This is a genomic window from Billgrantia sp. Q4P2 (assembly GCF_052806135.1).
The window spans coordinates 354,292-379,229 of sequence record NZ_JBRBAI010000001.1 but is presented as its reverse complement, the minus strand read 5'-3'; the positions used below and the strand labels follow the sequence as shown (position 1 = coordinate 379,229).

The following is a 24,938-nucleotide window of genomic DNA, read 5'->3' as shown; positions in this document are numbered from 1 at the left end:
CAGGGCAGGGGCCTGTCGATGACCGACATGACCGAAACCGAGACCTTGCCGCCAGCGCGGCAGGGTGGCGAGAGCAATGGCGCCACTCGCGAGCGCAACGAGCGCGAGATCCTCGAAGCCGCCGAGCGGGTCTTCGCCCAGTACGGCTATCGCGGCGCCAGCGTTCAGGCCATCGCCGAGGAAGCGGGGCTGCCCAAGTCCAACGTGCTCTATTACATGGGCAACAAGCGCGGTCTCTACGTGCGCCTGCTCGAGCGCATGATGGCGCGCTGGAACGCGCTGCTCGACGACATCAGCGTGGAGGACGACCCTGCCGAGGTGCTCGAGGCGTTCATCCGCAGCAAGATGCAGCTCTCCCGCCGCCACCCCGAGGGCTCTCGGCTGTTCGCGGCCGAGATCCTCGGCGGAGCGCCGTTCCTGCAGGAGTACCTGCGCGGCGAGCTGCGCGAATGGGTGCAGACCCGGGCCAGAGTCTTCGAGCAGTGGGAAGAGCGAGGCTTGATGGACCAGGTCGATCCGGTATGGCTGATCTTTTTGATCTGGTCGGCAACGCAGCACTACGCCGACTTCGAGGCTCAGGTGCTGGGCATTACCGGCAAGGAAGAGATATCGGACGCCGACGTGGAGCGGATCACCCAGTTCCTGACCCAGGTAATCCTGAAGGGATGTGGGGTGAGGCCTCCCTCGGCAACGCCAGGCTGATCGCCACCGTCGCCACCAGCATGGCGCTCGACACCCACAGCGTGGCGCTGAGGCCGCCGGTCATGTAGAGCCAGCCGGAGAGCAGGGTGCCGATCAGCCGGCCCATGGCGTTGGCCATGTAGTAGAAGCCGACGTCCAGCGAGACGCCATCGGCGCGAGCCAACTTTACGATCAGGAAGCTGTGCAGGCTCGAATTTACGGCGAAGACCGCGCCGAACAGCAGAAGCCCGCCCAGCAGCACCACATGCGGCAGCCATTCCAGGCCCTGTACTTGAAGACCTAGGGCGATCAGCGCCGGCAGGGCGGCTAGGCCCGCCGCCCACAGGATGGCGGCAGAGCGACCCGAGTGGCGCCCGGTGATGCGTGGCGCCAGCGCCTGCACCGCCCCGTAGCCGATCACCCACAGCGCCAGAAAACCGCCCACCCGCCAGTGGTCCCAGCCGAACTGGGTGGCCAGGAACACCGGCAGCGCCACCACGAACCAGACGTCGCGGGCGCCGAACAGGAACATTCGTGCCGCCGAGAGAATGTTGATCGCCCGGCTCTTGGAGAGAATCTCGCGGAATTTCGGCTTGGCCTTGGCACGGCCCAGGTCGGCGTCGAGGCGGGCAAGCGAGAGGCCGAGCACGCCAACGAGCATCAGCGCCATGGCGAGTATCGCGCCCTGGAAGCCGATCAGGGTGAGCAGCAGCCCGCCGAGAAAGAAGCCCACTCCCTTGAGCGCGTTCTTCGAGCCGGTGAGCAGCGCCACCCAGCGGTAGAGCGCGGTGTGTCCTTCATCGCCCGCCGGCACCAGGGTCTTGATCGCGCTCTTGGCACTCATCTTGTTGAGGTCCTTGGCGATGCCCGAAAGCGCCTGGGCTGCCATCACCCAGGGCACCGTGAGCCAGACCGTTGGAACCAGCAGCATGGCCAGGGCGACGATCTGTAAGCCCAGGCCCAGGTTCATGGTGCGGTTGAGCCCCAGCCGCGCGCCGAGCCAGCCGCCCACCAGGTTGGTCACCACGCCGAAGAACTCGTAGAACAGGAACAATAGCGCCACTTCCAGCGCTGAGTAGCCGAGCTGGTGGAAGTAGAGCACCACCAGCATGCGCAGGGCACCGTCGGTCAGCGTGAAGCCCCAGTAGTTGCCGGTGACCAGCAGGTACTGGCGCACCTCGCGGGGCAGGGCGGCAACGCGGGCGATCATGCGTCGGCTTTCCCTACCTTGGCAGCAAGTTCCACGGTGCGGCAGGCGTAGCCGTACTCGTTGTCGTACCAGGCGTAGAGCTTCACCTGGGTGCCTGCCACCACCATGGTGGAGAGCGCATCGACGATGGAGCTGCGCGGATCGGAGCGATAGTCGATGGAAACCAGCGGGCGCTCCTCATAGCCCAGGATGCCGGCCAGTTCTCCCTCGGCGGCCTGCTTCAATAGCGCGTTGACTTCCTCGACCGTGGTCTCGCGCTCCACCTCGAACACCATGTCGGTCAGGGAGGCATTGGCCAGCGGCACGCGTACGGCGTGGCCGTTGAGCTTGCCGGTCAGCTCCGGGAAGATCGCGGTGATGGCCTTGGCCGAGCCGGTGGTGGTGGGAATCAGGCTCATCCCGCAGGCCCGTGAGCGGCGCAAGTCAGGCTTTTGTGGAGAACTCGGGGCATCGAGGATCACCTGGGTGTTGGTGATGTCGTGAATGGTGGTCATCGAGCCATGGCGGATGCCGAGCTGCTCGTGGATCACCTTGACCACCGGCGCCAGGCAGTTGGTGGTGCAGCTCGCCGCGGTAACGATACGATGCCTGGCTGGGTCGAAGAGGTGGTCGTTGACGCCCATTACGACATTGAGCACGCCTTCCTCTTTCACTGGCGCGCTGACCACCACGCGCCTTACACCCTGGTCGAGATAGCCTTGCAGCTTGTCGCTGGTCTTCATCTTGCCGGAGCACTCGATGACGACGTCGCAGTCGGACCAGTCGGTATCGCCGATCTCGCGGTTGGCGCTGAAGGCGATCTGTCGACCGGCGACGATCAGGGCATCATGGGTCGCCGTGATATCATCGCCGCCGCCGGTCCACTGGCCGTGCACCGAGTCGAACTGCAGCAGGTGGGCGAAGGTGGCGGCGTCGCCGCCGGGATCGTTGATGCGCACGAACTCGAGATCGGGGTTCGACCAGCCGGCACGCAGCGCCAGGCGGCCAATGCGGCCGAAACCGTTGATGCCGATGCGAAGGGTCATGGTGCGCTCCTTGTACTGAATCGGTGCCTGAGATATATGGCAAATCGTATATGAAAAACGATGACAGTTCGATGTCACCCACAGACGAATTGCCCATCGCGGCCCAACTGCCGGTGATACGTCGTGCCTTGTCGGGGCATTCGCGCGCCCTGCTGGTAGCCCAGCCCGGGGCGGGCAAGACAACCCGAGTACCGCTGGCGCTACTCGATGAGTCGTGGTGCCGGAAGGGACGTCTGCTGCTGCTCGAGCCACGGCGCGTCGCTGCACGCCTGGCAGCAGGTTTCATGGCGCAGTCGCTTGGCGAAGAGGTGGGTGGCACCGTGGGCTACCGCATGCGCGGCGAGAGCCGGGTAGGGCCGAAGACACGGCTCGAGGTAGTCACCCAGGGTGTGCTCACCCGCATGTTGCAGGAGGATCCGCTGCTCGAGGGGGTGGCTGGCGTCGTCTTCGATGAGTTTCACGAGCGCAGCCTGGAGGCCGACCTGGGCCTGGCCTTGGCGCTGGATACCCAGTCGGTACGCGACGACCTGCGCCTGCTGGTGATGTCGGCGACCCTCGATGTGAAGGTGTTGCTCGGCGTACTGGGCGAGGAGACGCCACTGATCGACAGCCCCGGACGTAGTTTTCCCGTGGCGACGCGCTATCGGCCGCTGAATGTCCGTGAGGACGCGGCGCGCCAGCAGGCGCTGGCGGTAACAGAGACGCTGGCTTGGGCAGAAGAAACAGGGGAGAAGGGGGATCTGCTGGTGTTCCTGCCCGGCGTAGCCGAGATCCGCCGCCTGGCGCGGGAGCTTGCGCGCCGCCAGCCCGAGCTCGTGGTGCGCGAACTGCACGGCCGCCTGCCCTTGGAAGAGCAACGTCGTGCCCTTCGCCCCGAGCCGGACGGGCGCCGTCGAATCGTGCTGGCCACGGCTATCGCCGAATCCAGCGTCACCGTGGATGGCGTACGAATCGTCATCGACGCCGGCCAGGAGCGGGTGCCGGTGTTCCAGCCGCGCAGCGGACTCACGCGCCTGGAAACTCGCCGCGTCAATCGTGCCAGCGCCGATCAGCGCCGCGGTCGTGCCGGGCGGCAGGGCCCTGGGCTGTGCCTTAGGCTGTGGGCCGAGGAGCAGCCGCTCGTGGCCCACGGCGAGCCCGAGATGCTCCAAGCCGACCTGGCGCCGCTGGCCTTCGAGCTGGCGCGCTGGGGTATCGTCGAGCCCAATACACTGGCCTGGATCACGCCGCCGCCTGCGGGCGGACTGGCGGCAGGTCGCGCGTTGTTGCGGCGGCTTGGCGTGCTGGACGAGCAGTGGCATCTCACCGAACTGGGCCGTGCCTGTACCCGCTGGCCGACTCATCCGAGGCTTGCCGTGATGCTGGAGCGGGCCACTGAGCTCGATGCCCAGGCGCTTGCCTGTTCGCTGGTGGCGGCGCTGGAGGGCCGCGACCTCGACGGCGAGCAGGATCTGGAGCGTTCGCTTCAGTTGCGCCTGGCGGAGCCATCAGCCTATCGCCAGTGGCAGCGCGATGCCCAGCGCCTGGCACGAATCGCCGGCATGCGTCTGGAAGTGACGAGCCTGGCGCCGCTGGGCGGGCTGCTTGCCATGGCCTATCCCGACCGCGTGGCGCAGCGCGTCAATCAAGAGGCAGAGCCGGGTCGCTTCCGCCTCGCCAGTGGCGGCCTGGCGACACTGCCCGAGAACCACCCACTGGCCCATGCCGAGCTGCTGGTGGCCGCCGAACTCGACGGTCAGGCCAGCGGCGCACGAATCTTTCGCGGTGTGGCCATCGAGCGGGTGCGGCTCGAGGCGCTGTTTCCGGAAACCCGTGAGTGGCGGGCGAGCCTTGAGTGGTCGGAGGGGCAGGGGCGACTGGTCGGCGAAGAGGTGCGTGGCCTTGGGGCAGTGGTGTTCGAACGCAGGCCGCTGCAGGCGCTACCGCCGGAGGCGGTGCGCACAGCGCTCCTCGAAGCGTTGCGCCGTCGCGGCGAGCTGCCCTTCGACGAAAGCGCCGAGCAACTGCGTGGCAGGGTGGCGCTGTTGCGGCGGGAATTGGGCGACGAGTGGCCTGACTGGTCGATGCCGACGTTGCTCGAAGGGCTCGAGGGCTGGCTGGGGCCGCACCTCGGCGGCGTGACCCGCCTGGATGGCGTAGAGCGGTTGCCGCTGGGGCGCTTCCTGCTCGACACCCTGGCCTGGCCGCAGCGCTCGCGGCTCGATGCGCTGGCGCCGGAGCGAATCGAGGTTCCCAGCGGCTCGCAGGTGCGCATCGACTACACGCCGTGCCTGGAGGGCAGAGCGCCGGTACTGGCGGTAAAACTACAGGAGACCTTCGGCTGGCGGGAGTCGCCGCGCATCGCCGAGGGGCGGGTGGCGGTGCTGCTGCACCTGCTCTCGCCGGCGCGCCGTCCGCTGCAGGTCACGGCGGATCTCGCCAGCTTCTGGGCCAACGGTTACGCCGAAGTGCGCAAGGAGATGCGCGGCCGCTACCCCAAGCACCCCTGGCCCGAGGATCCCACCACTGCCGAGGCTACGGCGCGGACCAAGCGACGCGTCTGATCAATTGGCGGCAGGAGCGGTCGCGATACGATCGGCATCGCTTTTCGTCTGTGCCTGACGTCGACGCAGAACCCACTTCTCGGCCTCCACGATCAGGTAGACGGCTACGCTGGCGACGACGATCGCTCCCCAATGCAGCAGAGTCAGCCCCGACGTGCCGAACACCAGCTGCATGAAGGGTAGATAAGTCCAGCCCAGTTGCACCACCACTACCAGACCGATGGCCAGCAGCACCGGGCGGCTGCCGAACAGGCCCGAGATCGACAAGGTGTTCTTGAGCAAGTAGCGGCTGTTGATCAGGTAGGCGATCTCGCCTACCACCAACATGTTCACCGCACCGCTGCGGGCCTGTTCTGGGCTGCCGCCCTGGATGTACAGGATCCAGCTGAAGATGGCGAACACGCATGCCACCAGCAGGATCGAGACGAAGATGACCCGCCACAGCATGAACAGGTCGAGCAGGGGAGCGTGAGGATCGCGCGGCTTGCGCTCCATCACGTTGTCCTCGGCATGCTCGAATACCAGGGCGATACCCAGGGTCACGGCGGTGATCATGTTGACCCACAGCACCTGAAGGCCGGTGATCGGCAGCGTGATGCCGGCGAGTATGGCGATGAGTATCGCCAGGCTCTCGGCGCCGTTGGTGGGCAGTATGAATGTGACGGTCTTGCGGATATTGTCGTAGACCTTGCGACCTTCGCCCACGGCATTGACGATAGTGGCGAAGTTATCATCGGTGAGGACCATCTCGGCGGCTTCTTTGGCTGCCTCGGTCCCCTGAACGCCCATGGCCACGCCGACGTCGGCGCGCTTCAGCGCAGGCCCGTCGTTGACCCCGTCGCCGGTCATGGCGCAAATGCCGCCTCTGGCCTGCATGGCCTGCACCAGGCGAAGCTTGTGCTCGGGTGCCGCCCTGGCATAGACGTCGACCTCGGTGACTTCACGTTCCAGCTCTTCGTCGCTCATGGCCTCGATCTCATGGCCGCTCAGGGCGCGATCGGTCCTGGCGAAGCCCAGTTGATCGGCAATGGCACGGGCCGTGACGGCATGGTCGCCGGTGACCATCACGGGGCGTATCCCTGCCTTCTGGCAATTCTTGACCGCTTCGATGGCCTCTTCCCGCGGCGGGTCGAGCAGCCCGACCAGGCCCAGCAGTACCAGCCCTTCCTCGGCGTGTTCGTCCTCGAGTCCGCCCGAGATGTCGGCGGCATCCTTTTCGGCCAGGGCCAGCACCCGCAGGCCGCGGGAGGAGAGTTCGTGAATACGCTTCTCCCAGGTGCCGTGATCGAGCGCGGTGTCGCCGTCGGGGCCGCGCTCCTTCTCGCACATTTCCAGCAAGCGATCCGGCGCGCCCTTGACCAGCAGGCGCTTGCCATCGAGATCGTTGAGGGTGGCCATGTACTTGCGTTCCGAGTCGAAGGGGATCGCGTCCTCGCGCGGGTGCGCCTCGCGCAGCTCATGCGTGTCGAAGTCCGCCTTGGCGGCGGCGACCACCAGCGCGCCTTCGGTGGGGTCGCCTGCTATCGACCACTCCTCGTCCTCATGGCATAGCTCAGCGTCGTTGCACAATGCGCCGACGTGAAGGAAATGGGTGAGGGCGGGGTAGTCCTCCGGGGCGATTTCCTCGCCGTACTCATGCCCTTCGCCCTGCTCGTGCTCATCATTGGGGGCGAGATGAAATTTGCCTTCCGGAGCGAAGCCGACTCCCGAGAGGTGAAATTCCCCCTCGGGTAGCCAGATCGCCTCGGCAGTCATCTCGTTGCGCGTGAGCGTGCCTGTCTTGTCGGAAAAGATGGTGGAAATCGAGCCGAGCGTCTCGACTGCCGGCAGGCGACGTACGATGGCGTTCTTATTGGCCATGACCTGCACGCCCAGCGCCAGCGAGATGGTGACGATGGCCGGCAGGCCTTCGGGAATGGCCGCCACGGCAAGTCCTACGCTTGCCATGAACATCTCGGTCCAGGGCTGGTCGTGAATCAGCACGCCAAAGGCCCCGGTCAGCACCGCGGCACCAACGATGCACAGCGCGAGTAAGCGTCCGGCGCGGTCGAGCTGCTGGACCAGCGGCGTCTTGAGCTGTTCGACGCCGCGGAGCATCTCTGAGATACGGCCGATCTCGGTGTGCGAGCCGGTCTGGACCACGACCCCGGTGGCGGTGCCCTTGGCCACGATGGTACCGGCGTACAGCATCGAACTACGCTCGGCGAGTTCGGTTTTTTCGTCGACGGCATCCGCGCCCTTGTCCACCGGCGTGGACTCGCCGGTCAGGGCAGCTTCCTCGGCATTGAGACGATTGCTCTCGAGCAGGCGAAGGTCGGCGGGAACGCGATCGCCACCCTCGACCCTGACGATATCGCCGGGCACCAGCTCTTCGGCGTCGATCTCGCTCTGGCGGCCGTCGCGCAGCGCCTTGGCCTTGGGCGAGAGCATGTCGCGGATGCTGTCCAGCGCCTTCTCGGCCTTGCCCTCCTGAATGAAGCCGATCAGGGCGATGATGATCACGACACCCAGAATCGCCGAGGCATCGAGAAAATTGCCCAGGAACAGGCTGGCGATCGCTGCCACGATCAGGATCAACATGAGCACGTTGTTGAACTGGCCCAGCAGCCGGCGCCACCACGGGGTCGCTTCGTCCTGCCGGAGCCGGTTGGGGCCGTACCGCTCGAGCCGCTTGCGCGCCTCCTCGGCCCCAAGGCCCTCCTGGCTGGCATCGAGTCGATCCAGTGTCTCCTCAGCCGACAGGGCATGCCAGGACGCTTGTTTCCGCTCGTCTTGCCCGCTCATCCTTGATCTCCCGTAGCCGGGCTCCTGCCCATTGCTTCCTACAGGGGTAGCACACCTAGCGTCCTGCTGCAGGTGTTCCGGTGCGTCCGTTGCTGCGCTGTACTGCGCGCTCCGAAGGGCTTGCGGCATCGTCGCGGCGCCGGCGGAGAATCCGCTTTTCGCATTCCACGATCAGGAACAAGGCAATGCTGCCCGCCAGGATGGCCAGCCAGTGCTGCACATCGAGGCCCTCGCTGCCGAACACCGTCTGCATGAAGGGCAGATAAGTCCAGCCGAGCTGCAGCAGGACGACCAGCCCGATGGCCAGCCACACCGGACGACTGCCGAAGATGCCCTTTAGGGAAAGAGCGCTGTTGACCAAGAAGCGGCTGTTGATGAGGTAGGCGGCGCTGCCCATGACCAGCATGTTGACGGCACCGGTGCGCGCCAGCGCCTCGCTGCCGCCTTGGCCCTGCAGGACCCAGCTGAACATGCCGAACACGCCGATCAGCAGCAGCACCGAGACGAACACCACCCGCCAGAGCAGGAACAAGTCGAGCAGGGCGGCCGAAGGATCGCGCGGTCGGCGTTGCATGATGTCGACTTCCGCCTCCTCGAAGGCGAGCGCCAGGCCGAGGGTGACCGCCACCACCATATTGACCCATAGTGCCTGGAGCGGCGTGACCGGCAGCAGGGTGCCGGCCAGCACGGCCAGCATGATCGCCAGCCCCTGACCGCCGTTGGTGGGCAGGATGAAGGTGACGGTCTTGCGGATGTTGTCGTAGACCTTTCGTCCTTCCTCGATGGCGCCGACGATGGTGGCGAAGTTGTCGTCGGCCAGTACCATTTCGGCGGCTTCCTTGGCTGCTTCGGTGCCCTGGATGCCCATGGCGACGCCGACGTCGGCACGCTTGAGCGCCGGTCCGTCGTTGACGCCGTCGCCGGTCATTGCGCAGATACCGCCCCTGGCCTGCATGGCCTTGACCAGGCGTAGCTTGTGTTCGGGGGCGGCCCGCGCGAAAACGTCGACCTCCAGGATGCACGCCTCGAGCTCTGCATCCGACATGTTCTCGACCTCACGGCCGGTCAGCGCCCGGTCGGTATGGGCGAAGCCGAGCTGCTCGGCAATGGCGCGGGCGGTGACGGCATGATCGCCAGTCACCATTACCGGGCGGATGCCGGCTTCGAGGCACTGCTTCACGGCATCGATGGCGGCTTCCCGCGGAGGGTCGAGCAGCCCGATCAGGCCGAGCAATACCAGCCCAGCCTCGGCCTGCGCGTCGCTCAGCTCGCCGGAGATGTCGTCGGCTTCCTTCTCCGCCAGGGCCAGTACGCGCAGCCCACGGGAGGAGAGCGCATGGATGCGCTCTTCCCACTCTCCATGGTCCAGCTCGGTATCACCCTCGGCGCCACGCACCTTGTGGCACATCTCGAGCAGCCGGTCGGGGGCGCCCTTGACCAGCAGGCGCTTGCCTTCCAGCTCGTTGAGCGTGGCCATGTACTTGCGCTCGGATTCGAAGGGGATGGCGTCCTGGCGCGGATGACAGCAGCGAAGCTCGCAGGTGTCGACACCGCCCTTGGCGGCTGCCACCACCAGGGCCCCCTCGGTGGGATCGCCGTGGATGGTCCAGCGGCCATCCTCTTGTGCAATCTCGGCGTCATTGCACAACACGCCGACCTTGAGGAAGTGGGCAAGGGCCGGATGGTCCTCCAGCGTGATCTCCTCACCGTCCTCATCGCTTTCGGCGTCTTCCGGGGCAAGGTGAAAAGTGCCCTCGGGAGCGAAACCGACCCCCGTAAGGCGAAACTCACCCTCGGGTAGCCAGATCGCCTGGGCGGTCATCTCGTTGCGCGTGAGGGTGCCGGTCTTGTCGGAAAAGATGGTGGAGATGGAGCCCAGCGTCTCCACCGCCGGCAGGCGGCGGATGATGGCGTTGCGCTTGGCCATGACCTGGACGCCGAGGGCCAGTGTAATGGTGACGATGGCCGGCAGGCCTTCGGGGATGGCGGCAACGGCCAGGCCCACTGCCGCCATGAACATGGCGCTGATGGGCTGGTCGTGGATGACCACGCCGATCGCGGCAGTAAGGGTGGCGGCGCCGAGGATGAAGATCGCCAGTACGCGACCGGCCCGATCGAGCTGCTGGAGCAGCGGTGTCTTGAGCTTCTCCACGCCACGCAGCATTTCGGAGATACGGCCGATCTCGGTATGGGTGCCGGTTTCCACCACCAGGCCCTGGGCCGTGCCCTGGACCACGATGGTGCTGGCATAGGCCATGGCCGTGCGGTCGCCCAGGTCGGCCTTCCCGTCGACGGGGTCGATCTGCTTGTCGACAGGCGTGGATTCACCGGTCAGTGCCGCTTCCTCGGTGCGCAGGCGCCTGGCCTCGAGCAGGCGCAGGTCGGCGGGAACGCGGTCGCCGCTCTCCAGCATGACGATGTCACCGGGCACCAGCTCTTCTGCGTCGAGCGTTCGTCGCCGGCCGTTGCGCAGCACCGCTGCCTGGGGCGAAAGCATGTTGCGGATGCTATCCAGCGCCTGTTCTGCCTTGCCTTCCTGAATGAAGCCGATCAGGGCGATGATGATCACCACCCCGACGATGGCCAGGGCATCCAGGGTATGGCCGAGAGCAAGGCTGGCTACCGCGGCCACCAGCAGAATGATCATCAAGATATTGTTGAACTGCTCGAGCAGCCGCCTCCACCAGGGGCGACCCTTCTCCTGCTTGAGCCGGTTCGGGCCGTATTGCGTCAGCCGTGCAGCGGCTTCATCGTCACTGAGCCCATCCTTGCGGCTCTTGAGTTTGTTGAGGGCCTCTTCAGGAGGCAGAGCATGCCAGGCGGTGCGGGAATCGTCGCGGCGATCGGGCATTTCCTTTCTCCGATAGCATGGTGTGATGCAGATGTAGCACACGTGATGCTGCGCTGCAGTGATCTAGCGCAAGAACGTTGCCCAACTCCTTATCTCCTCGGATTAGGCAGCGAGGCGCCCTGGAACCGATGAGTTCCTGCTCGCCCTGAAAACGGGCGAGCGTTGGGTCACAGTGGAAGTGGCAGCAGAGCACGAAACGTCGTTGCGGCGGGATCATCGCCTGACCGGCTCGAAGGAAGCGTATCGGCTATGATGGCGGCCCGTATGAACGGCCCGATTGAAAAGAGTGAGCCATGTCGAATTCCACTACGCCTTTCTGTCCCTGCGGCAGCGGCCTTGTTCTTGCCGACTGCTGTGGTCGCTTCCATGCCGGTGAGCCGGCGCCGACGCCCGAAGCGCTGATGCGTTCCCGCTATAGTGCCTTTGCCCTGGGGCTCGAAGGCTATCTGCGCGACACCTGGCATGGGAGCACCCGCCCCACGATGCTGGATCTGGACGACGGTACGCGCTGGGTGCGGTTGGAGGTGCTGGATCATGGGCAGGACGGCGATCAGGGCCGCGTACACTTTCGTGCGACCTTTCGCGAGCGCCGCCGCTGGGGCGTGCTTGAGGAGAATTCGCGCTTCGTGCGCGAGGCGGGGCGCTGGTATTACCTGGATGGCACGCCCAGCGTCAACCGCCTCAAGCCCGGCCGCAACGACCCTTGCCCTTGCGGCAGCGGGCGCAAGTTCAAGAGCTGTTGCGGCCTGGGATGATCCCAGTCAGATGAGCCCTGTCAGGTGAGCTCTGTCAGAGAATCATTGCCGCCAGCCAGCCAAAGGCGATCAACGGCAGGTTGTAGTGCAGGAAGGTGGGCACCACGGTGTCCCAGATATGGTCGTGCTGGCCGTCGGCGTTGAGACCGGCGGTAGGGCCGAGGGTCGAATCCGAGGCTGGCGAGCCGGCATCGCCTAGCGCGGCGGCGGTGCCCACCAGGGCAATGGTGGCCATGGGCGAAAAGCCGAAGCTGAGCGCCAGCGGCACGTAGAGCGAGGCGATGATGGGTACGGTGGAGAACGACGAACCGATGCCCATGGTGATGAAAAGGCCGACGAGCAGCATGGTCAGCGCCGCGAGGCCCTTGTTGTCGCCAATCAGCTCCGCCGAGCCTTCCACCAGCGCAGACACCTCGCCGGTGGCTTGCATCACCCCGGCGAAGCCGGCCGCGCTGATCATGATGAAGCCCACCAGCGCCATCATGCGCATGCCTTCGGTGAAGATGTCGTCCTGCTCGTGCCAGCGGAACACGCCGCTGACCGAGAGCAGGGCGAAGCCGAACAATCCGCCCAGTACCATCGAACCCGAAAGCAGCTGGATCGCCACGGTGCCGACCAGCGAAGCACCGAGTATCGCCATTTGCCACGGCGCCAGGTGGCGGGCGGCCTCGGCCGGCGTTTCATCGCCGTGGGCCAGGTCGCGATCCTGGTAGTGGCGCGGACGGCGATAGCTGAACAGCACGGCCACGATCAGCCCCAGTGCCATGCCGCCGATGGGAATCAGCATGGCCATGGGCACCATGGCGCGGGTCACTTCCAGGCCGAACTCGGCGCCGCTCTCGTTGAGATTGGCGAGCAGGATGTCGTTGAGGAAGATCGAGCCGAAGCCCACCGGCAGCAACATGTAGGGGGCGGTGATGCCGAAGGTGATCACGCAGGCCGCCACGCGGCGGTCCAGGCGCAGGTGGTTCATCAGCTTGAGCAGTGGCGGCACCAGCACCGGAATGAAGGCAATGTGCACGGGAATCAGGTTCTGCGAACTCACCGCGGCGGCGAGCAATGCTCCCAGCAGGGTGTAGGCAACCCAGCGTCGGCTCGCCGGTTGGTCGTCGAGATTCAGCCCACGGATGGCACGCTCGGCCAGCAGCTCGGTGACACCGGAGCGAGACAGGGCCACGGCGAAGGCACCGAGTACGGCATAGGAGAGGGCGATGGTGGCGCCATTGCCCAGACCCTGGTTGAAGGCATCCATGATCGCGCCCAGAGGCATGCCCGCCACCAGGCCGCCCACCAGACTGGCGGCGATCAGGGCGAAAACCACGGAGACGCGTGCGAGACTCAGGGTGACCATGACCAGGATGGCCAGAACGATGGCATTCATGTTGGCTCACAGAAAGCAGGAAAGATGATGTTGCTACCGCTTCGGGCAGAATAAAGCCCCGGGCCGAGGCGTCGGGGCAGGGTATCTTACCTCAGCTTCGCTGGCGGGTCAGTGACTTGGCAGCAGCTCCACCGGTACCAGCCCATTGAGGATTCGCGAAGCGAGCAGGTGGGTTGCGTGCTCGATGTCCGGGCTGAAGAAGCGGTCGCGGTCGTAGTAGTCGACCTTGTCGCGCAGGGCCTGGCGTGCCTGCTCCAGGCGCGGCGTGCTCTTCAGGCGCTGCCTGTTCGAGTCGAGTCGAAAATCGAGGCCCTGGCAGGCCGCCAGCCATTCGATAGCGACGATGCCGCGCACGTTGTCGGCCATTTCCCACAGCCGCTTGCCGGCGGCCGGCGCCATCGAGACGTGATCCTCCTGGTTGGCCGAGGTGGGCAGGCTGTCGACGCTGTGGGGGTGGGCCAGGGCCTTGTTCTCGCTGGCCAGCGCGGCGGCGGTGACCTGGGCGATCATGAAGCCGGAATTGACGCCACCGTTGTCCACCAGGAAGGGCGGCAGCTGCGACATGTGGGTATCCATCATCAGCGAGATGCGGCGCTCGGTGAGCGAGCCGATCTCGGCCAGCGCCAGGGCCAGGTTGTCGGCGGCCATGGCGACCGGTTCGGCGTGGAAGTTGCCACCCGAGAGGATGTCGCCCTCGTTGCTGAATACCAGCGGATTGTCCGATACCGCATTGACTTCCACCGCCAGCACCTCGGCGGCCTGGCGGAGCTGGGTCAGCACCGCACCCATCACCTGGGGCTGACAGCGCAGTGAATAGGGGTCCTGTACCTTGTCGCAGTGGGCGTGGGAGTCGCTGATCTCGCTACGCTCGCCCAGCAGGTGGCGATAGGCCGCGGCGGCGTCGATCTGGCCGCGCTGGCCGCGGGCATCGTGGATGCGGGCATCGAAGGGCGCGCGCGAGCTGAGCGTGGCCTCCACGGTCAATGCGCCGCACACCGTGGCGGCGGCGTAGAGGTCCTCGGCCTCGAACAGGCCCTTGAGGGCGTAGGCGGTGGAGACCTGGGTGCCGTTGAGCAGCGCCAGGCCTTCCTTGGGCGCGAGGCTGAGCGGCTGGAGCCCGGCGATCTCGAGCGCTTCGCGAGCGGATACCCACTCGCCGCGGTGGCGGGCCTTGCCCTCGCCGAGCAGCACCACGCTCATATGGGCCAAGGGAGCGAGATCGCCGGAGGCACCGACGGAGCCCTTGAGCGGAATGTGCGGATAGACCTCGGCGTTGACCAGGGCGAGCAGGGCGTCGAGCACCTCGCGACGAATGCCGGAGAAACCGCGCGCCAGGCTGTTGACCTTGAGCACCATGACCAGGCGCACCAGGGCATCTTCCATGGGCTGGCCAACGCCCGTGGCATGCGACAGCACCAGCGAGCGCTGCAGGTCCTCCAGGTGGTCGTGATCGATGCGGGTCTGGGCCAACAGGCCGAAGCCGGTGTTGATGCCGTAGACCGTGCGGTCCTCGGCCACCACGCGATTGACGCAGTCGACGGCGCGGTCGATGGCGGCGTCGGCACTTTCCGGCAGCGTCACGTGCAGCGGCGCCTCGAAGACCTGGCGTGCCTGGGCCAGGGTCATCTTGCCGGGGTGGATCGTCATTTCTTCCATCATTCGCTTTCCTTGTCGAGCATCGGCAAATCCAACCCATTGTCCCGGGCACACTGCTTGGCGATATCGTAGCCGGCATCGGCGTGGCGCATCACCCCGGTGCCCGGGTCGTTGCGCAGCACCCGGCCCAGGCGGGCGTGAGCGTCGTCCGTGCCGTCGGCGACGATCACCACCCCGGCATGCTGGGAGTAACCCATGCCCACGCCGCCGCCGTGGTGCAGGGAGACCCAGGTGGCACCCCCCGCGGTGTTGAGCAGGGCGTTGAGCAGCGGCCAGTCGGAAACGGCGTCGCTGCCGTCCCTCATCGCCTCGGTCTCACGGTTGGGGCTGGCCACCGAGCCGGAGTCGAGGTGGTCGCGGCCGATGACGATCGGCGCCTTGAGCTCACCGCTCTTGACCATTTCGTTGAAGGCCTGGCCGAGGCGGGCGCGATCCTTGAGGCCCACCCAGCAGATCCGTGCCGGCAGCCCCTGGAACGAAATCCGCTCCCGGGCCATGTCGAGCCAGTTGTGCAGGTGCGGGTCGTCGGGGATCAGCTCCTTGACCTTCTGATCGGTCTTGTAGATGTCCTCCGGGTCGCCGGAGAGCGCCACCCAGCGGAACGGGCCGATGCCCTGGCAGAACAGCGGGCGGATATAGGCCGGCACGAAACCGGGGAAGTCGAAGGCGTTCTCCACGCCCTCTTCCTGGGCCATCTGGCGGATATTGTTGCCGTAGTCGAAGGTCGGTACGCCCATGGCCTGGAAGTCGAGCATGGCCTGAACATGCACCGCCATGGACTGCTTGGCGGCCTTGGTCACCGTCTCGGGTTCGGTCTTGCCCCGGGCCACGTACTCGTCCCAGCTCCAGCCCGACGGCAGGTAGCCGTGCAGTGGGTCGTGGGCGCTGGTCTGGTCGGTCACCATGTCCGGCTTCACGCCGCGTTTCACCATTTCTGGCAGCACCTCGGCGGCATTGGCGCACAACCCGATGGAGACCGCCTTGCCCTCGGCGGTGTAGCGCTCGATACGGGCCAGGGCATCGTCCAGATCGCTGGCCTGCTCGTCCAGGTAGCGGGTGCGCAGGCGGAAGTCGAGGCGCGACTGCTGACACTCGATATTGAGCGAACAGGCGCCGGCCAGGCTTGCCGCGAGCGGCTGGGCGCCGCCCATGCCACCGAGGCCGGCGGTGAGGATCCAGCGGCCCTTCAGGTCGCCGGCGTAGTGCTGGCGCCCGGCCTCGACGAAGGTTTCATAGGTGCCCTGGACGATGCCCTGGGAGCCGATGTAGATCCAGGAGCCGGCGGTCATCTGGCCGTACATCATCAGGCCTTTCCTATCCAGCTCGTTGAAGTGCTCCCAGGTGGCCCAGGCCGGCACCAGGTTGGAGTTGGCGAGCAGCACCCGCGGCGCGTCCCTGTGGGTCTCGAACACCCCCACCGGCTTGCCCGACTGGATCAGCAGGGTCTGGGTGTCCTCCAGGCGCTTCAGCGTCTCGACGATGGCATCGAAGCACTGCCAATCGCGAGCGGCGCGACCGATGCCGCCGTAGACCACCAGGTCCTCGGGACGCTCGGCCACGTCCGGGTGGAGGTTGTTCATCAGCATGCGCATGGGGGCTTCGGTGAGCCAGCTCTTGCAGCTGAGTTCGGTCCCGGTAGGGGCGGCGATCCGGCGGGTCGGGTCGTGGCGTGTGTCGGCGAAGGGAGGACGGCTGTTCATCGGTATGTTCTCTCTTTGTTGCGTTGTGGCTTTGCCGTAGCGGTGATGGCGTTCGGGGGGGGGGGCGTTCAGCTGTCCAGAGTGAGCTGGTGAATCAGGCGCGCTGCCGCCCGGGCGGTGCGACCATCGATATCGAAGCTGGGGTTGAGTTCGGCGATGTCGGCCAGGCGCAGCTTGCCACTGTCGCGTACGGTCTCGATCAGCGTCTCGATCATGGCCAGCGGTACGCCGCGTGCAGCAGGAGCGCTGACGCCGGGGGCCTCGGCCGCCGGCAGCACGTCGAGGTCGACGGTCAGGTAGAGGTGGTCGCAGCGCGCCATGAAGCGCTGTAGGTCGCGCACGATGGCGTCGAGACGCGGGGCATCGATCTCATGGTCCTCACGGACCAGCACGTTCAGTTCCCGCGCGCGGGCGAACAGGGCGCGGGTGTTGCTGGCCCGGCTGACTCCCAGGCAGGCGTAGCGGAACGGCCAGCCACGACGGCCGCACTCGGCGGCGATCTGGGCGAAGGGTGTGCCCGAGGAGCGCACTTGGCTGGGATCGCGCAGGTCGAGGTGGGCGTCGAGGTTGACGATACCGACCCGGGGTCGGGCCTCGCCTTGAGCCTCGAGGTGGCGGGCCAGGCCCGACCAGCTGCCGAAGGCGACTTCATGACCGCCGCCGAGAATCAGCGGCAGGTGAGATTCCGCCAGCAGGGCGGCGGTTCGTTCGGCCAGGCGCTGTTGTGCCGCTTCAAGATCGGCGTTGGCGTGGCAGCTCACGTCGCCGGCATCGAAGACGGGAGCCAGCCGATGCCAGGCCAGCGGCGCCAGCGCCCGGCGCAGCGCCCGCGGCCCTTCGGCGGCACCGACGCGCCCTTGATTGCGCGCCACGCCGGCATCGCTGGCAAAGCCGAGCAGGACGACTCCCGGGTTGGCGTCGCGCTTGAGCGGAGTGACGAGCTGGTGCCAGCGCAGGCTGTCAGGCTCCGAATCCTCGCGCCCGGCCCACGGCGACATATCGATGGCGGGGTCGGCCAGGTGCAGATCAGTGCTGGATTTGGCCATGGCTCAGCTCTCCTTTGAAAATGCGCTGACGCAGGCGGCCGGGTTGAACGGCGTAGGCCAGCTCGGCCGGCGTCTCGACGTCCCACAGGCACAGGTCCGCCGGGGCGCCTTCCACGATGCGACCAAGCGAGCGATCGTGCAGGCCCAGTGCACGTGCGCCGTGAGCGGTCATGCCCGCCAGAGCCTCACGCGGTGTCAGGCGGAACAGGGTGCAGGCGAGGTTGAGCATCAGCGTCGGCATGAACAGCGGCGAGCTGCCGGGGTTGGCATCGGTGGCCACTGCCATCGGCACGCCGACCTCGCGCAGCGCGGCGATGGGTGGCAACTGGGTATCGCGCAGCGTGTGAAAGGCGCCAGGCAGCAGCACGGCGATACTGCCGGCTTCGCGGAGAGCGGCCACCCCGGCCTCGTCCAGGTGCTCGATATGGTCGACCGAGAGCGCCCCATGGCGCGCCGCCATGGCGCTGCCGCCCAGGTTCGAGAGCTGCTCGGCGTGGGCCTTGACGGGCAGGCCATGAGCCTCGGCCGCCGCGAAGACGCGCTCGCACTGGGCCACCGAAAAGGCGATCTTCTCGCAGAAGACATCCACCGCATCGGCCAGGCCCTGCTCGACGGCGGCCGGGATCATCTCACGGCATACCAGGTCGATGTAGGCGTCGCTGTCGTCCTTGAACTCCGGGGGCAGGGCATGGGCGCCGAGCAGCGTTGTCACCACCCGCACCGGCAGCGCCGCACCCAGGCCTCGTGCCACACGCAACATCTTCAGCTCGTCGGCCACGGTCAGTCCGTAGCCGGACTTGATCTCCACGGTGGTGACACCCTCGCGCATCAACGCCTCGAGGCGTGGCCGAGCCAGCCTGAAGAGATCGTCTTCGCTGGCGGTCCGGGTGGCGCGAACGGTGCTGAGAATGCCGCCGCCCTGGCGAGCGATCTCCTCGTAGCTCACGCCTTCCAACCGCTTCTCGAACTCCTCGGCCCGCGAACCGCCGAATACCAGATGGGTATGGCAGTCCACCAGACCCGGTGTCATGACACCGCCCTGACCCAGAGCCTCGCAGGCTTCCGCTTCGGCGCGGTCGAGCTCGCGCATGGGTATGACGCGCTCGATTGTCGCTCCTGCCACCACTACCGCCATCGGCTCGGGCAGGGTGTCGTGCCCGTCGAAGAGGGTGACGTCACGCCACAGTCGGCGCGGCTGAGGCTGTGCTGGCATTGAGGTCTCCCTATGTTGTTGGTGGCGTTAATGTATATACATTTAATCAATCTCCATGCCTGCGTCAAGTCAATCACGGGAAGATTCGGTAACGGAGCCGTATCGACTCTTGTACATTGTATTTCATCTCACTGTTATTTCTGGTGTTTTATACCACTCGTGGATGAATGGCCGCCCTGCTTCGGGAAGGTGGTTAGACCAAGGTATTAGCCCCTTTGGGGAGAGGGGGGTGGCGAGCGGAAGCGACATAATGTATATACAATAAGACCCCAAACATGGCTTCGATGGAGGGCCATCGGAGACGCAGACAATCACTCGGGGTACTGCTGCAGCCGATCATGCGGCCGATCTGGCGTACGCCGGGGCGCTCGGCTATTGATGCCGTCGCGTCGTTCGTCGGCAGCTACTCCGGCGCTGTTGATGGCAGAGGCCGAGTTCGTCGCCCGCTTTGCCGCTGGCGTGGTATCGGTTTCGGCGGTGCTGTTCTTTTCCGCCTCGATTCCCTGCATTGTCGCCACCAGTATCCCGCTGTCGGTGGGGCGCATCGTGGCGGTGTGGTTCCTGCGCGTGGCGCTCAGCCTGATGCTGGCCGTGCCGGCAGGGTACCTGGCGCAGGCACTGAGTGGCGGATAGGCGATGGAGTCATCTTGGTTGGCTTCAAAGGCGTCGGGCACGCTGCGCCCCAGAGAGGGATAATGGGCCTGTTCATCGAAATGATTCAGCCCTCGCTGATGATCTGACTCAAGCGTTGCTGAGCGGTCTGGCTGGAGATGGTGTCGTCATCGAAGAATTCGGCGAGTACGTCGATCCAGGCAGCCATCACATGAGAGGGCATCGCTCTCGAGTGCACGCCGTTGTGGTGTGATTCGTCCCGGATTCGCTGCAGGCCCAACTGACCGCAGCGATCCAGCCCGCGCGGATCGATGTCGGTCCTGACCGGCAGCGAACCTTTCCGGCGACTGAATGCGACTTGGTTGTCTGGGTCGAGCACCATGCGCGCAAAGGCGTGTTGCGCCTGAGTCGTGCCATGACGAGTGCTCAAGGGGAAGGCAAAGCCATCGATGGCCATGAAATAGGCGATCGCAGTGCCGGGGGTGAAACCGCAGCCGAAGTCCTGATCCGCCTTATAGCCGAGGGACATGAGTTCCCCCTTGGCCCAGTCGCCCATGATCTGCATGCCAGCCTCGCCACGCCCTACCATTCTGGTAGCGTCCGCCCAGGTTCTTCCCGTGCGGGCCTCCAGTGGTTCGACGAAGTGCGATACTCGACGCAATAGATCGAGCGCCTCCAGCATTCGCGAGTCGAGTACGGCTTCCGTATCGCCACTGAAGACTCTTGCATAGCCCTCGGCGCCTAGCGTGGCATACATGATGTTGTGGAAGATCAAGACGACTTCCCAAGGAGCCGAGCCCAGGGCGATGGCCGGGTAACCTGCCGCCTCGATTCGTTCGGCGGCTGCAAAGGTTTCCTCCCAGGTTTCGGGCTGGCTGAGACCGAGTTCATCGAAGATCTTCTGGCTGGTCCAGAGCCAGTTTTCCAGGTGAATGCCCGACGGTGCGAAATACACCCTGTCCTGATGACTGATGAGATCGATCACGAAGAGGGGCAGCATGTCATGCCAACGATCCTGCTGAGCGACTGCTTCGAGGTCCTGAACGACCCCGAAAGCGGGTAATTCGCTGGCCCGGGCGTCGAGATTCCACTGTGTCACCGCGGGTGGGTAGCCATTGGCGATCCGCTCGCTGACGATCCTCTTCAGAGCGGCCTCGTTGTCCACGGGTAGGTCGGTCCAGTGATTGCCGGTACTCGTCCAGGCATTCCGAAAAACGTCGAGCGAAGAAGATTCACTCTCCGATATCCAGTAGTGCACGACATCGATCGTGTAGTCCGGGGTGGAGGTGGCCGCATTGGCGCTTGCCGCAGTCATGGCGGCTGCCAGACAAAGACCTCTCAACAGCGGTTTCATCGTTTTTCCTTTCACTGCCAATCACCTGGCTTCTGCAATAGGGTGCTTGAACCACCTCGCCTCGACTTCGCTATTCGGCATCGGTTTGTCGAACAAATAGCCCTGGCCGATCGTGCAGCCAGCTGCGACAAGGAATTGGCGCTGTGCTTCCGTCTCGATACCTTCCACGACGCAGCGCTTTCCCAGGTTTCGGGAAAGATCGATGATCGCATTGATGATCTGCTCAGAGCGGCTCTCCCGGCCGATATCGGCGACGAAACCGCGATCTATTTTCAACTCATCGAAGGGAAAATCCCGCAGGTGCAGTAGCGAGGCAAAGCCCGTGCCGAAATCGTCGAGCGCTATGGAGATGCCGTGTTCACGGAAGCGCCTCATCGATGCGCGCATCTGTTCGGCATGACGGTTGAGAAAAACGTCCTCCGTCACTTCGATGGCCAGGTCCTGCCAGTCGAGGTCATACTCGCGGATAGCCGCAGCGAGCATTTCGAATCCGTTCTCGTTGATGAGGAGTGGCTCCGGCAAGTTGATGGCAACCGGTCCGGGGGCATACCCCGCCTTCTTCCATGCCCTGAGGTCGCGGCATGCGCTCCGGATGACGGCGCGGCTCATATCGGCGATCAGGCGTGGACTCTTCATCAAGGGCAGGAAGGCGCCCGGTGCAAGCAGGCCCAGTGTGGGATGGTGCCAGCGAACGAGCGCTTCGAATCCGAGGTGGTTACCTGTTGCGAGGTCAACTTTCGGCTGATAGTACACGATGAACTCATCGCGATCGGCCGCGTTGGCCAGTGCCGCAGCCAGTTCATTCTGTTCGAGCCGTGAAGTAAGCGTCTCTTCATCGAAGATGAAGGCATTCTGGCTGCCCGCCTTGGCGGCGTAGAGCGCCAGGTCCGCGACCCGCACGAGGCCGGGTTCGTCGGTTGCGTGAATGGGGACGATTGCGCCACCTACGCTTGCCGAGGTTCGAATAGTGTTACTTTCGAAAGGAAAATCCGCCTCCAATGCCTTGATGGAGCGATTGGCTATATCGTTGAGGCGTGCTTCATCATCGATGTCGGGCAACAGAATGGCAAACTCGTCGCCGCCGATACGGGCTATGATGTCGTTGGCTTGGAAAACGCTCTGGAAAGCGCGGGCAACGTGGCGAAGCGTGGCATCACCGGCTGGGTGGCCGAAGCTATCGTTGATGGCCTTGAAATTGTCGAGATCGATCAGTAGCAGGGAAAAGCCAATGCCGTCTTTTTTATAGCGATAAAGAAGACAATTGAGTGCCGAGTTGAAATAAGAGCGATTCTTGAGCCTGGTGAGCGGATCCGTTTGGGCAAGATGGGTAAGTTTGTTCTCGAACTCCATCTTGCGGTGATGCTCGCTGCGCAGTTTCATTAGTAGTGGATAGAACAGCAGCATGCTTGCCAGAATGAAAAGTATGGCGAGGGTGAGCAGAAGGGCCGTACTGATCGAAGTGGCATTGCCGATGCTGACTTCACTGCGGCCATTGGCGTGCTGAATGATGTCGTTGAACTGGCGCATGAGGAGGCCATCGGCCGAAGCGGCAAAATCGATCGGTCCCCAGTAGATATAGCGCCGCTGCCGATCTTCATGAGTGGTGTTGACTATCCTTTCAGCACGGGAAAGAAAGTCTTCTAGCCGTTGGTCGAGGCTGACGTGGAGTGCTTCGGTCGCAGGGCTGTGTCGACTGATCTGCTCGAGTAGATTGCTGTCGAGTCGCCTGTGCATGTCCTTGAGGCGCGCCATGATGGCTCGGATATCGGTAATGGCGGTCTGTATGTCCTCAAGCATGGGTAGGACGATCTGTTCTGGCAACGTAGGGTCGGCTGACGCGCCCATGACTGCCCGTGTCTGCTGGGTGAGTTGTTGAAATCGAATGAATTTTTGGCTGGTCAGGAAGCTGATTTCCTGCTGTACCGCATGACGGTCGAGGGCTAGCTTTACCGTCAGATACGTGGCTCCTATGAGCAAGGTCATGACGATGGCTATGCCGATATAATAACGGCCAATAGAGCGAATATAGATTTCGATCGAAGAGCCTGGCCTTGGTGGGAGAGACGTAGTGTCAGCCATGCTGGGCTATTCTGAGTAGTGGCTTTTCGATCATGCTGTTTCTCCCTGGTCAACTTTGAAAGTCAAGGATCAGTCTCTGGCGAATCTGCCAGGGGGGAAGAGTCCCATGGCAGGCTGCTTGACATTTCAGAGTTGAATCGTCCGCTTTTTTCTCATTTTACTTAATATCGGGCTTGGCGGCCATGGCTCCTAACTATAACTTGTCAGTCGGAGCCTGCGGGCGTTGGATGACAGTATATCTTGTGACCTCGAAGCGACGGTAGGCTCAAAAAACCAAGATGGCAACGGTGCTTTCAACGCCAGCCGTCAGCTTCGATGCAAGGAGGAGCGCAGTTTGTAGCGCTCGCCGGGGTGGATCAGCCGGGCATAGCTGATCAAGTGCTCGCCGGACCAGGTGCGGCGTATCATGCTCAGGCAGGGGCGGGTCGTGTCGGTGTCCAGGTGGCGTGCGGTAGTTTCATCCACTAGCACTGCCTCGACCACATGCTCGATGTCACTGATCGGGCAGGCTGCTACGAGTACCTCGTTGGGAGTGTGATGGCGGAAGTCGGTTTCCAGGTAGCCAGGCACCCAACGCGGGTTGACGAAGCGCTCTTCGAGCTGGATCGGTATGCCATTCTCGCGATGCACGATACGGGTATGGTAGACCTGGGTCCTGAGGCGAACGCCGAGACGCAGCGCGACTTCGTCGTCGGCGGCGATGGATTCGGCCAGCAGCACGTCGTTGCTGTAGAGGTGGCCGCGCCCGCGCACCTCTTCGGCGATGTTATGTACGTCGACCAGCGACGATTCCGCCTTGCGGTCGGTAACGAAGGTGCCGAGGCCCGGCTGTCGCGTCAGGTAGCCCTGTTGCACGAGGTCGCGGATCGCCTTGTTGGCAGTCATGCGGCTAACGCCGAAGTCCCGCGCCAACTGCTCTTCAGGGGGAATCTGGTGGTGCGCCGGCCAATCACCGCCGTTGATCTTCTCCAGCAGGTGCTGCTGAATCTGCAGGTAGAGGGGAAGCGTGCTACCCATGCTGTGCTGATTCCTTCTGGCAAAAGGCGAATTGTCTATACAGCCAGTCTAGCCGGATGCCGGCCGCAAGGCACCCGTTGTCTCGTGCCTCTTGGGCCGCTTCGAGGTGAGACGTCTCCTCCCGTGCGTCGCGCAGCGTCGTCGCCAGGAGTTCGCCGTGCGTAGCGCTCGGTCAGCGGTTTCATTATTACCGGCTTCAATCCTGAAGATCGGCTACCGGTTGCGTGGCATGTTCGCCCGGGCGCCAAGCGTCGCCAATCAGGCTAAAAGGAACTTGCCCAGAAAGGAAATATAGACAACCTTGATAAAGGAAATACCCAACGGATCGGGTCAACTAAAGACGCCGTGATGTTTTAGGGAATAATAATTAAGGAAGTATGTCGCACAGTGAATGTGCATCCCTGTCGCGTTGCGTCTCCCCTGCAATTGAGGAGGGCATGCCATGCAGCGCCTCTATTTTCTCACCCCTGACCTGGATACTACCGTCAATATCGCCCATGAACTGAGCGATCTGGGTCTGACCAGCAAGGAAGTTCATGTCACCGGCCGTGACTGGCTGAAACTCAAGGAGCGTGGCGTCAACAGCGCTACCCTGCTGCAGACCTCGGATGTGGGACATGCCGCGGTACGCGGCCTGCTGTTCGGCTTTCCCCTCGGGTGTGCGCTCGGGGTGGTGGTCTACTACGTGCTGGGCGAAGGCTTTACCAATGCCGGCATTGCCGCCGTGATCCTCGGAATGGGCATCTTTGGTGGCCTGTTTGGTGTCTGGACCAGCACCATGGTCGGCGTGTCGGTACACGATGTGAAAGTCGACAAGTACGAGGAGGAGATCGAGCACGGGGCTTATCTGATGATGGTGGACGTCCCCAACGAGCGTGAGTCGATGATCTACTCGGCGATTCATCGACATCACCCCGAGGTCATCATCGACAAGGTCACGCCGGAAGAGCGCCGACATCATTGTGGGACCGGTGTCTAGGGTAACGCGTTGCCGTCATCATCGTCGTTTCAACTCTTTGCTTATGGGAAGG

17 protein-coding genes are annotated in these 24,938 nt (G+C 64.3%); 5 read left to right on the top strand and 12 right to left on the bottom strand.

The window, feature by feature from the left end; translation table 11 throughout:
- The first annotated feature begins 27 nt into the window (after positions 1 to 27).
- Positions 28 to 702 carry a TetR family transcriptional regulator C-terminal domain-containing protein gene (locus ACUY1T_RS01765; protein WP_446020219.1) on the top strand — a complete coding sequence of 225 codons (675 nt, stop codon included), beginning with the start codon at positions 28 to 30 and terminating at the stop codon, positions 700 to 702.
- Here ACUY1T_RS01765 and arsJ read toward each other — a convergent pair.
- Both arsJ and ACUY1T_RS01755 read right to left on the bottom strand, forming a co-directional pair.
- Positions 632 to 1,891 carry an organoarsenical effux MFS transporter ArsJ gene (arsJ, locus tag ACUY1T_RS01760; protein ID WP_446019994.1) on the bottom strand — a complete coding sequence of 420 codons (1,260 nt, stop codon included), beginning with the start codon at positions 1,889 to 1,891 and terminating at the stop codon, positions 632 to 634. The genes ACUY1T_RS01765 and arsJ overlap by 71 nt on opposite strands.
- Positions 1,888 to 2,916, bottom strand: coding sequence for an ArsJ-associated glyceraldehyde-3-phosphate dehydrogenase (locus ACUY1T_RS01755; protein WP_446019993.1), 1,029 nt, complete (start codon positions 2,914 to 2,916; stop codon positions 1,888 to 1,890). Before ACUY1T_RS01755 ends, arsJ begins: the two co-directional genes overlap by 4 nt.
- A gap of 71 nt (positions 2,917 to 2,987) precedes the next feature.
- Between ACUY1T_RS01755 and hrpB the strand changes: the two genes are divergently transcribed.
- On the top strand, positions 2,988 to 5,459 hold the full coding sequence (gene hrpB, locus ACUY1T_RS01750) for an ATP-dependent helicase HrpB (protein WP_446019992.1): 2,472 nt from the start codon (positions 2,988 to 2,990) through the stop codon (positions 5,457 to 5,459).
- Here the strand turns inward: hrpB and ACUY1T_RS01745 are convergent, their stop codons facing one another.
- Positions 5,460 to 8,243 (bottom strand): cation-translocating P-type ATPase, encoded by a 2,784-nt coding sequence (locus ACUY1T_RS01745; RefSeq protein ID WP_446019991.1) that lies wholly within the window; start codon positions 8,241 to 8,243, stop codon positions 5,460 to 5,462.
- Between the two features lie 55 nt (positions 8,244 to 8,298).
- On the bottom strand, positions 8,299 to 11,094 hold the full coding sequence (locus ACUY1T_RS01740) for an HAD-IC family P-type ATPase (protein WP_446019990.1): 2,796 nt from the start codon (positions 11,092 to 11,094) through the stop codon (positions 8,299 to 8,301).
- A 293-nt stretch (positions 11,095 to 11,387) separates the two neighbouring features.
- Between ACUY1T_RS01740 and ACUY1T_RS01735 the strand changes: the two genes are divergently transcribed.
- Positions 11,388 to 11,849, top strand: coding sequence for a YchJ family protein (locus ACUY1T_RS01735; RefSeq protein ID WP_446019989.1), 462 nt, complete (start codon positions 11,388 to 11,390; stop codon positions 11,847 to 11,849).
- A gap of 34 nt (positions 11,850 to 11,883) precedes the next feature.
- Here the strand turns inward: ACUY1T_RS01735 and ACUY1T_RS01730 are convergent, their stop codons facing one another.
- The 5 genes from ACUY1T_RS01730 to hutI form a co-directional block, all read right to left on the bottom strand.
- A complete protein-coding gene (locus ACUY1T_RS01730; protein WP_446019988.1) occupies positions 11,884 to 13,230 on the bottom strand; it encodes a Na+/H+ antiporter family protein in 1,347 nt (448 codons plus the stop codon).
- A 108-nt stretch (positions 13,231 to 13,338) separates the two neighbouring features.
- Positions 13,339 to 14,886, bottom strand: a complete 1,548-nt coding sequence (gene hutH / locus ACUY1T_RS01725; RefSeq protein WP_446020218.1) for a histidine ammonia-lyase — start codon at positions 14,884 to 14,886, stop codon at positions 13,339 to 13,341.
- Positions 14,886 to 16,586 carry a urocanate hydratase gene (gene hutU / locus ACUY1T_RS01720; RefSeq protein WP_446019987.1) on the bottom strand — a complete coding sequence of 567 codons (1,701 nt, stop codon included), beginning with the start codon at positions 16,584 to 16,586 and terminating at the stop codon, positions 14,886 to 14,888. The genes hutH and hutU overlap by 1 nt, the downstream gene beginning before the upstream one ends.
- 68 nt (positions 16,587 to 16,654) lie before the next feature.
- Positions 16,655 to 17,632, bottom strand: coding sequence for a formimidoylglutamase (gene hutG, locus ACUY1T_RS01715; RefSeq protein WP_446019986.1), 978 nt, complete (start codon positions 17,630 to 17,632; stop codon positions 16,655 to 16,657).
- Positions 17,613 to 18,845, bottom strand: a complete 1,233-nt coding sequence (gene hutI / locus ACUY1T_RS01710; RefSeq protein WP_446019985.1) for an imidazolonepropionase — start codon at positions 18,843 to 18,845, stop codon at positions 17,613 to 17,615. The genes hutG and hutI overlap by 20 nt, the downstream gene beginning before the upstream one ends.
- A gap of 420 nt (positions 18,846 to 19,265) precedes the next feature.
- Here hutI and ACUY1T_RS01705 point away from each other — a divergent pair, with 420 nt between their 5' ends.
- Positions 19,266 to 19,478: a hypothetical protein gene (locus ACUY1T_RS01705; RefSeq protein WP_446019984.1), complete on the top strand. Its 213-nt coding sequence runs from the start codon at positions 19,266 to 19,268 to the stop codon at positions 19,476 to 19,478.
- Positions 19,479 to 19,563: 85 nt separating this feature from the next.
- Here the strand turns inward: ACUY1T_RS01705 and ACUY1T_RS01700 are convergent, their stop codons facing one another.
- The 3 genes from ACUY1T_RS01700 to hutC all read right to left on the bottom strand — a co-directional run bounded on the left by ACUY1T_RS01700 (position 19,564) and on the right by hutC (position 23,907).
- Positions 19,564 to 20,811, bottom strand: a complete 1,248-nt coding sequence (locus tag ACUY1T_RS01700) for an ABC transporter substrate-binding protein (RefSeq protein WP_446019983.1) — start codon at positions 20,809 to 20,811, stop codon at positions 19,564 to 19,566.
- Positions 20,812 to 20,832: 21 nt separating this feature from the next.
- The gene (locus ACUY1T_RS01695; RefSeq protein ID WP_446019982.1) at positions 20,833 to 22,890 is read right to left on the bottom strand and encodes a putative bifunctional diguanylate cyclase/phosphodiesterase; all 2,058 of its coding nucleotides are present in this window, start codon (positions 22,888 to 22,890) and stop codon (positions 20,833 to 20,835) included.
- 306 nt (positions 22,891 to 23,196) lie between these two features.
- Positions 23,197 to 23,907: a histidine utilization repressor gene (hutC, locus tag ACUY1T_RS01690; protein WP_446019981.1), complete on the bottom strand. Its 711-nt coding sequence runs from the start codon at positions 23,905 to 23,907 to the stop codon at positions 23,197 to 23,199.
- Positions 23,908 to 24,349: 442 nt separating this feature from the next.
- On the opposite strand from hutC, the gene ACUY1T_RS01685 reads away from it, so the two are divergent.
- Positions 24,350 to 24,886 carry a DUF1269 domain-containing protein gene (locus tag ACUY1T_RS01685; RefSeq protein WP_446019980.1) on the top strand — a complete coding sequence of 179 codons (537 nt, stop codon included), beginning with the start codon at positions 24,350 to 24,352 and terminating at the stop codon, positions 24,884 to 24,886.
- The last annotated feature ends 52 nt before the right edge of the window (positions 24,887 to 24,938 follow it).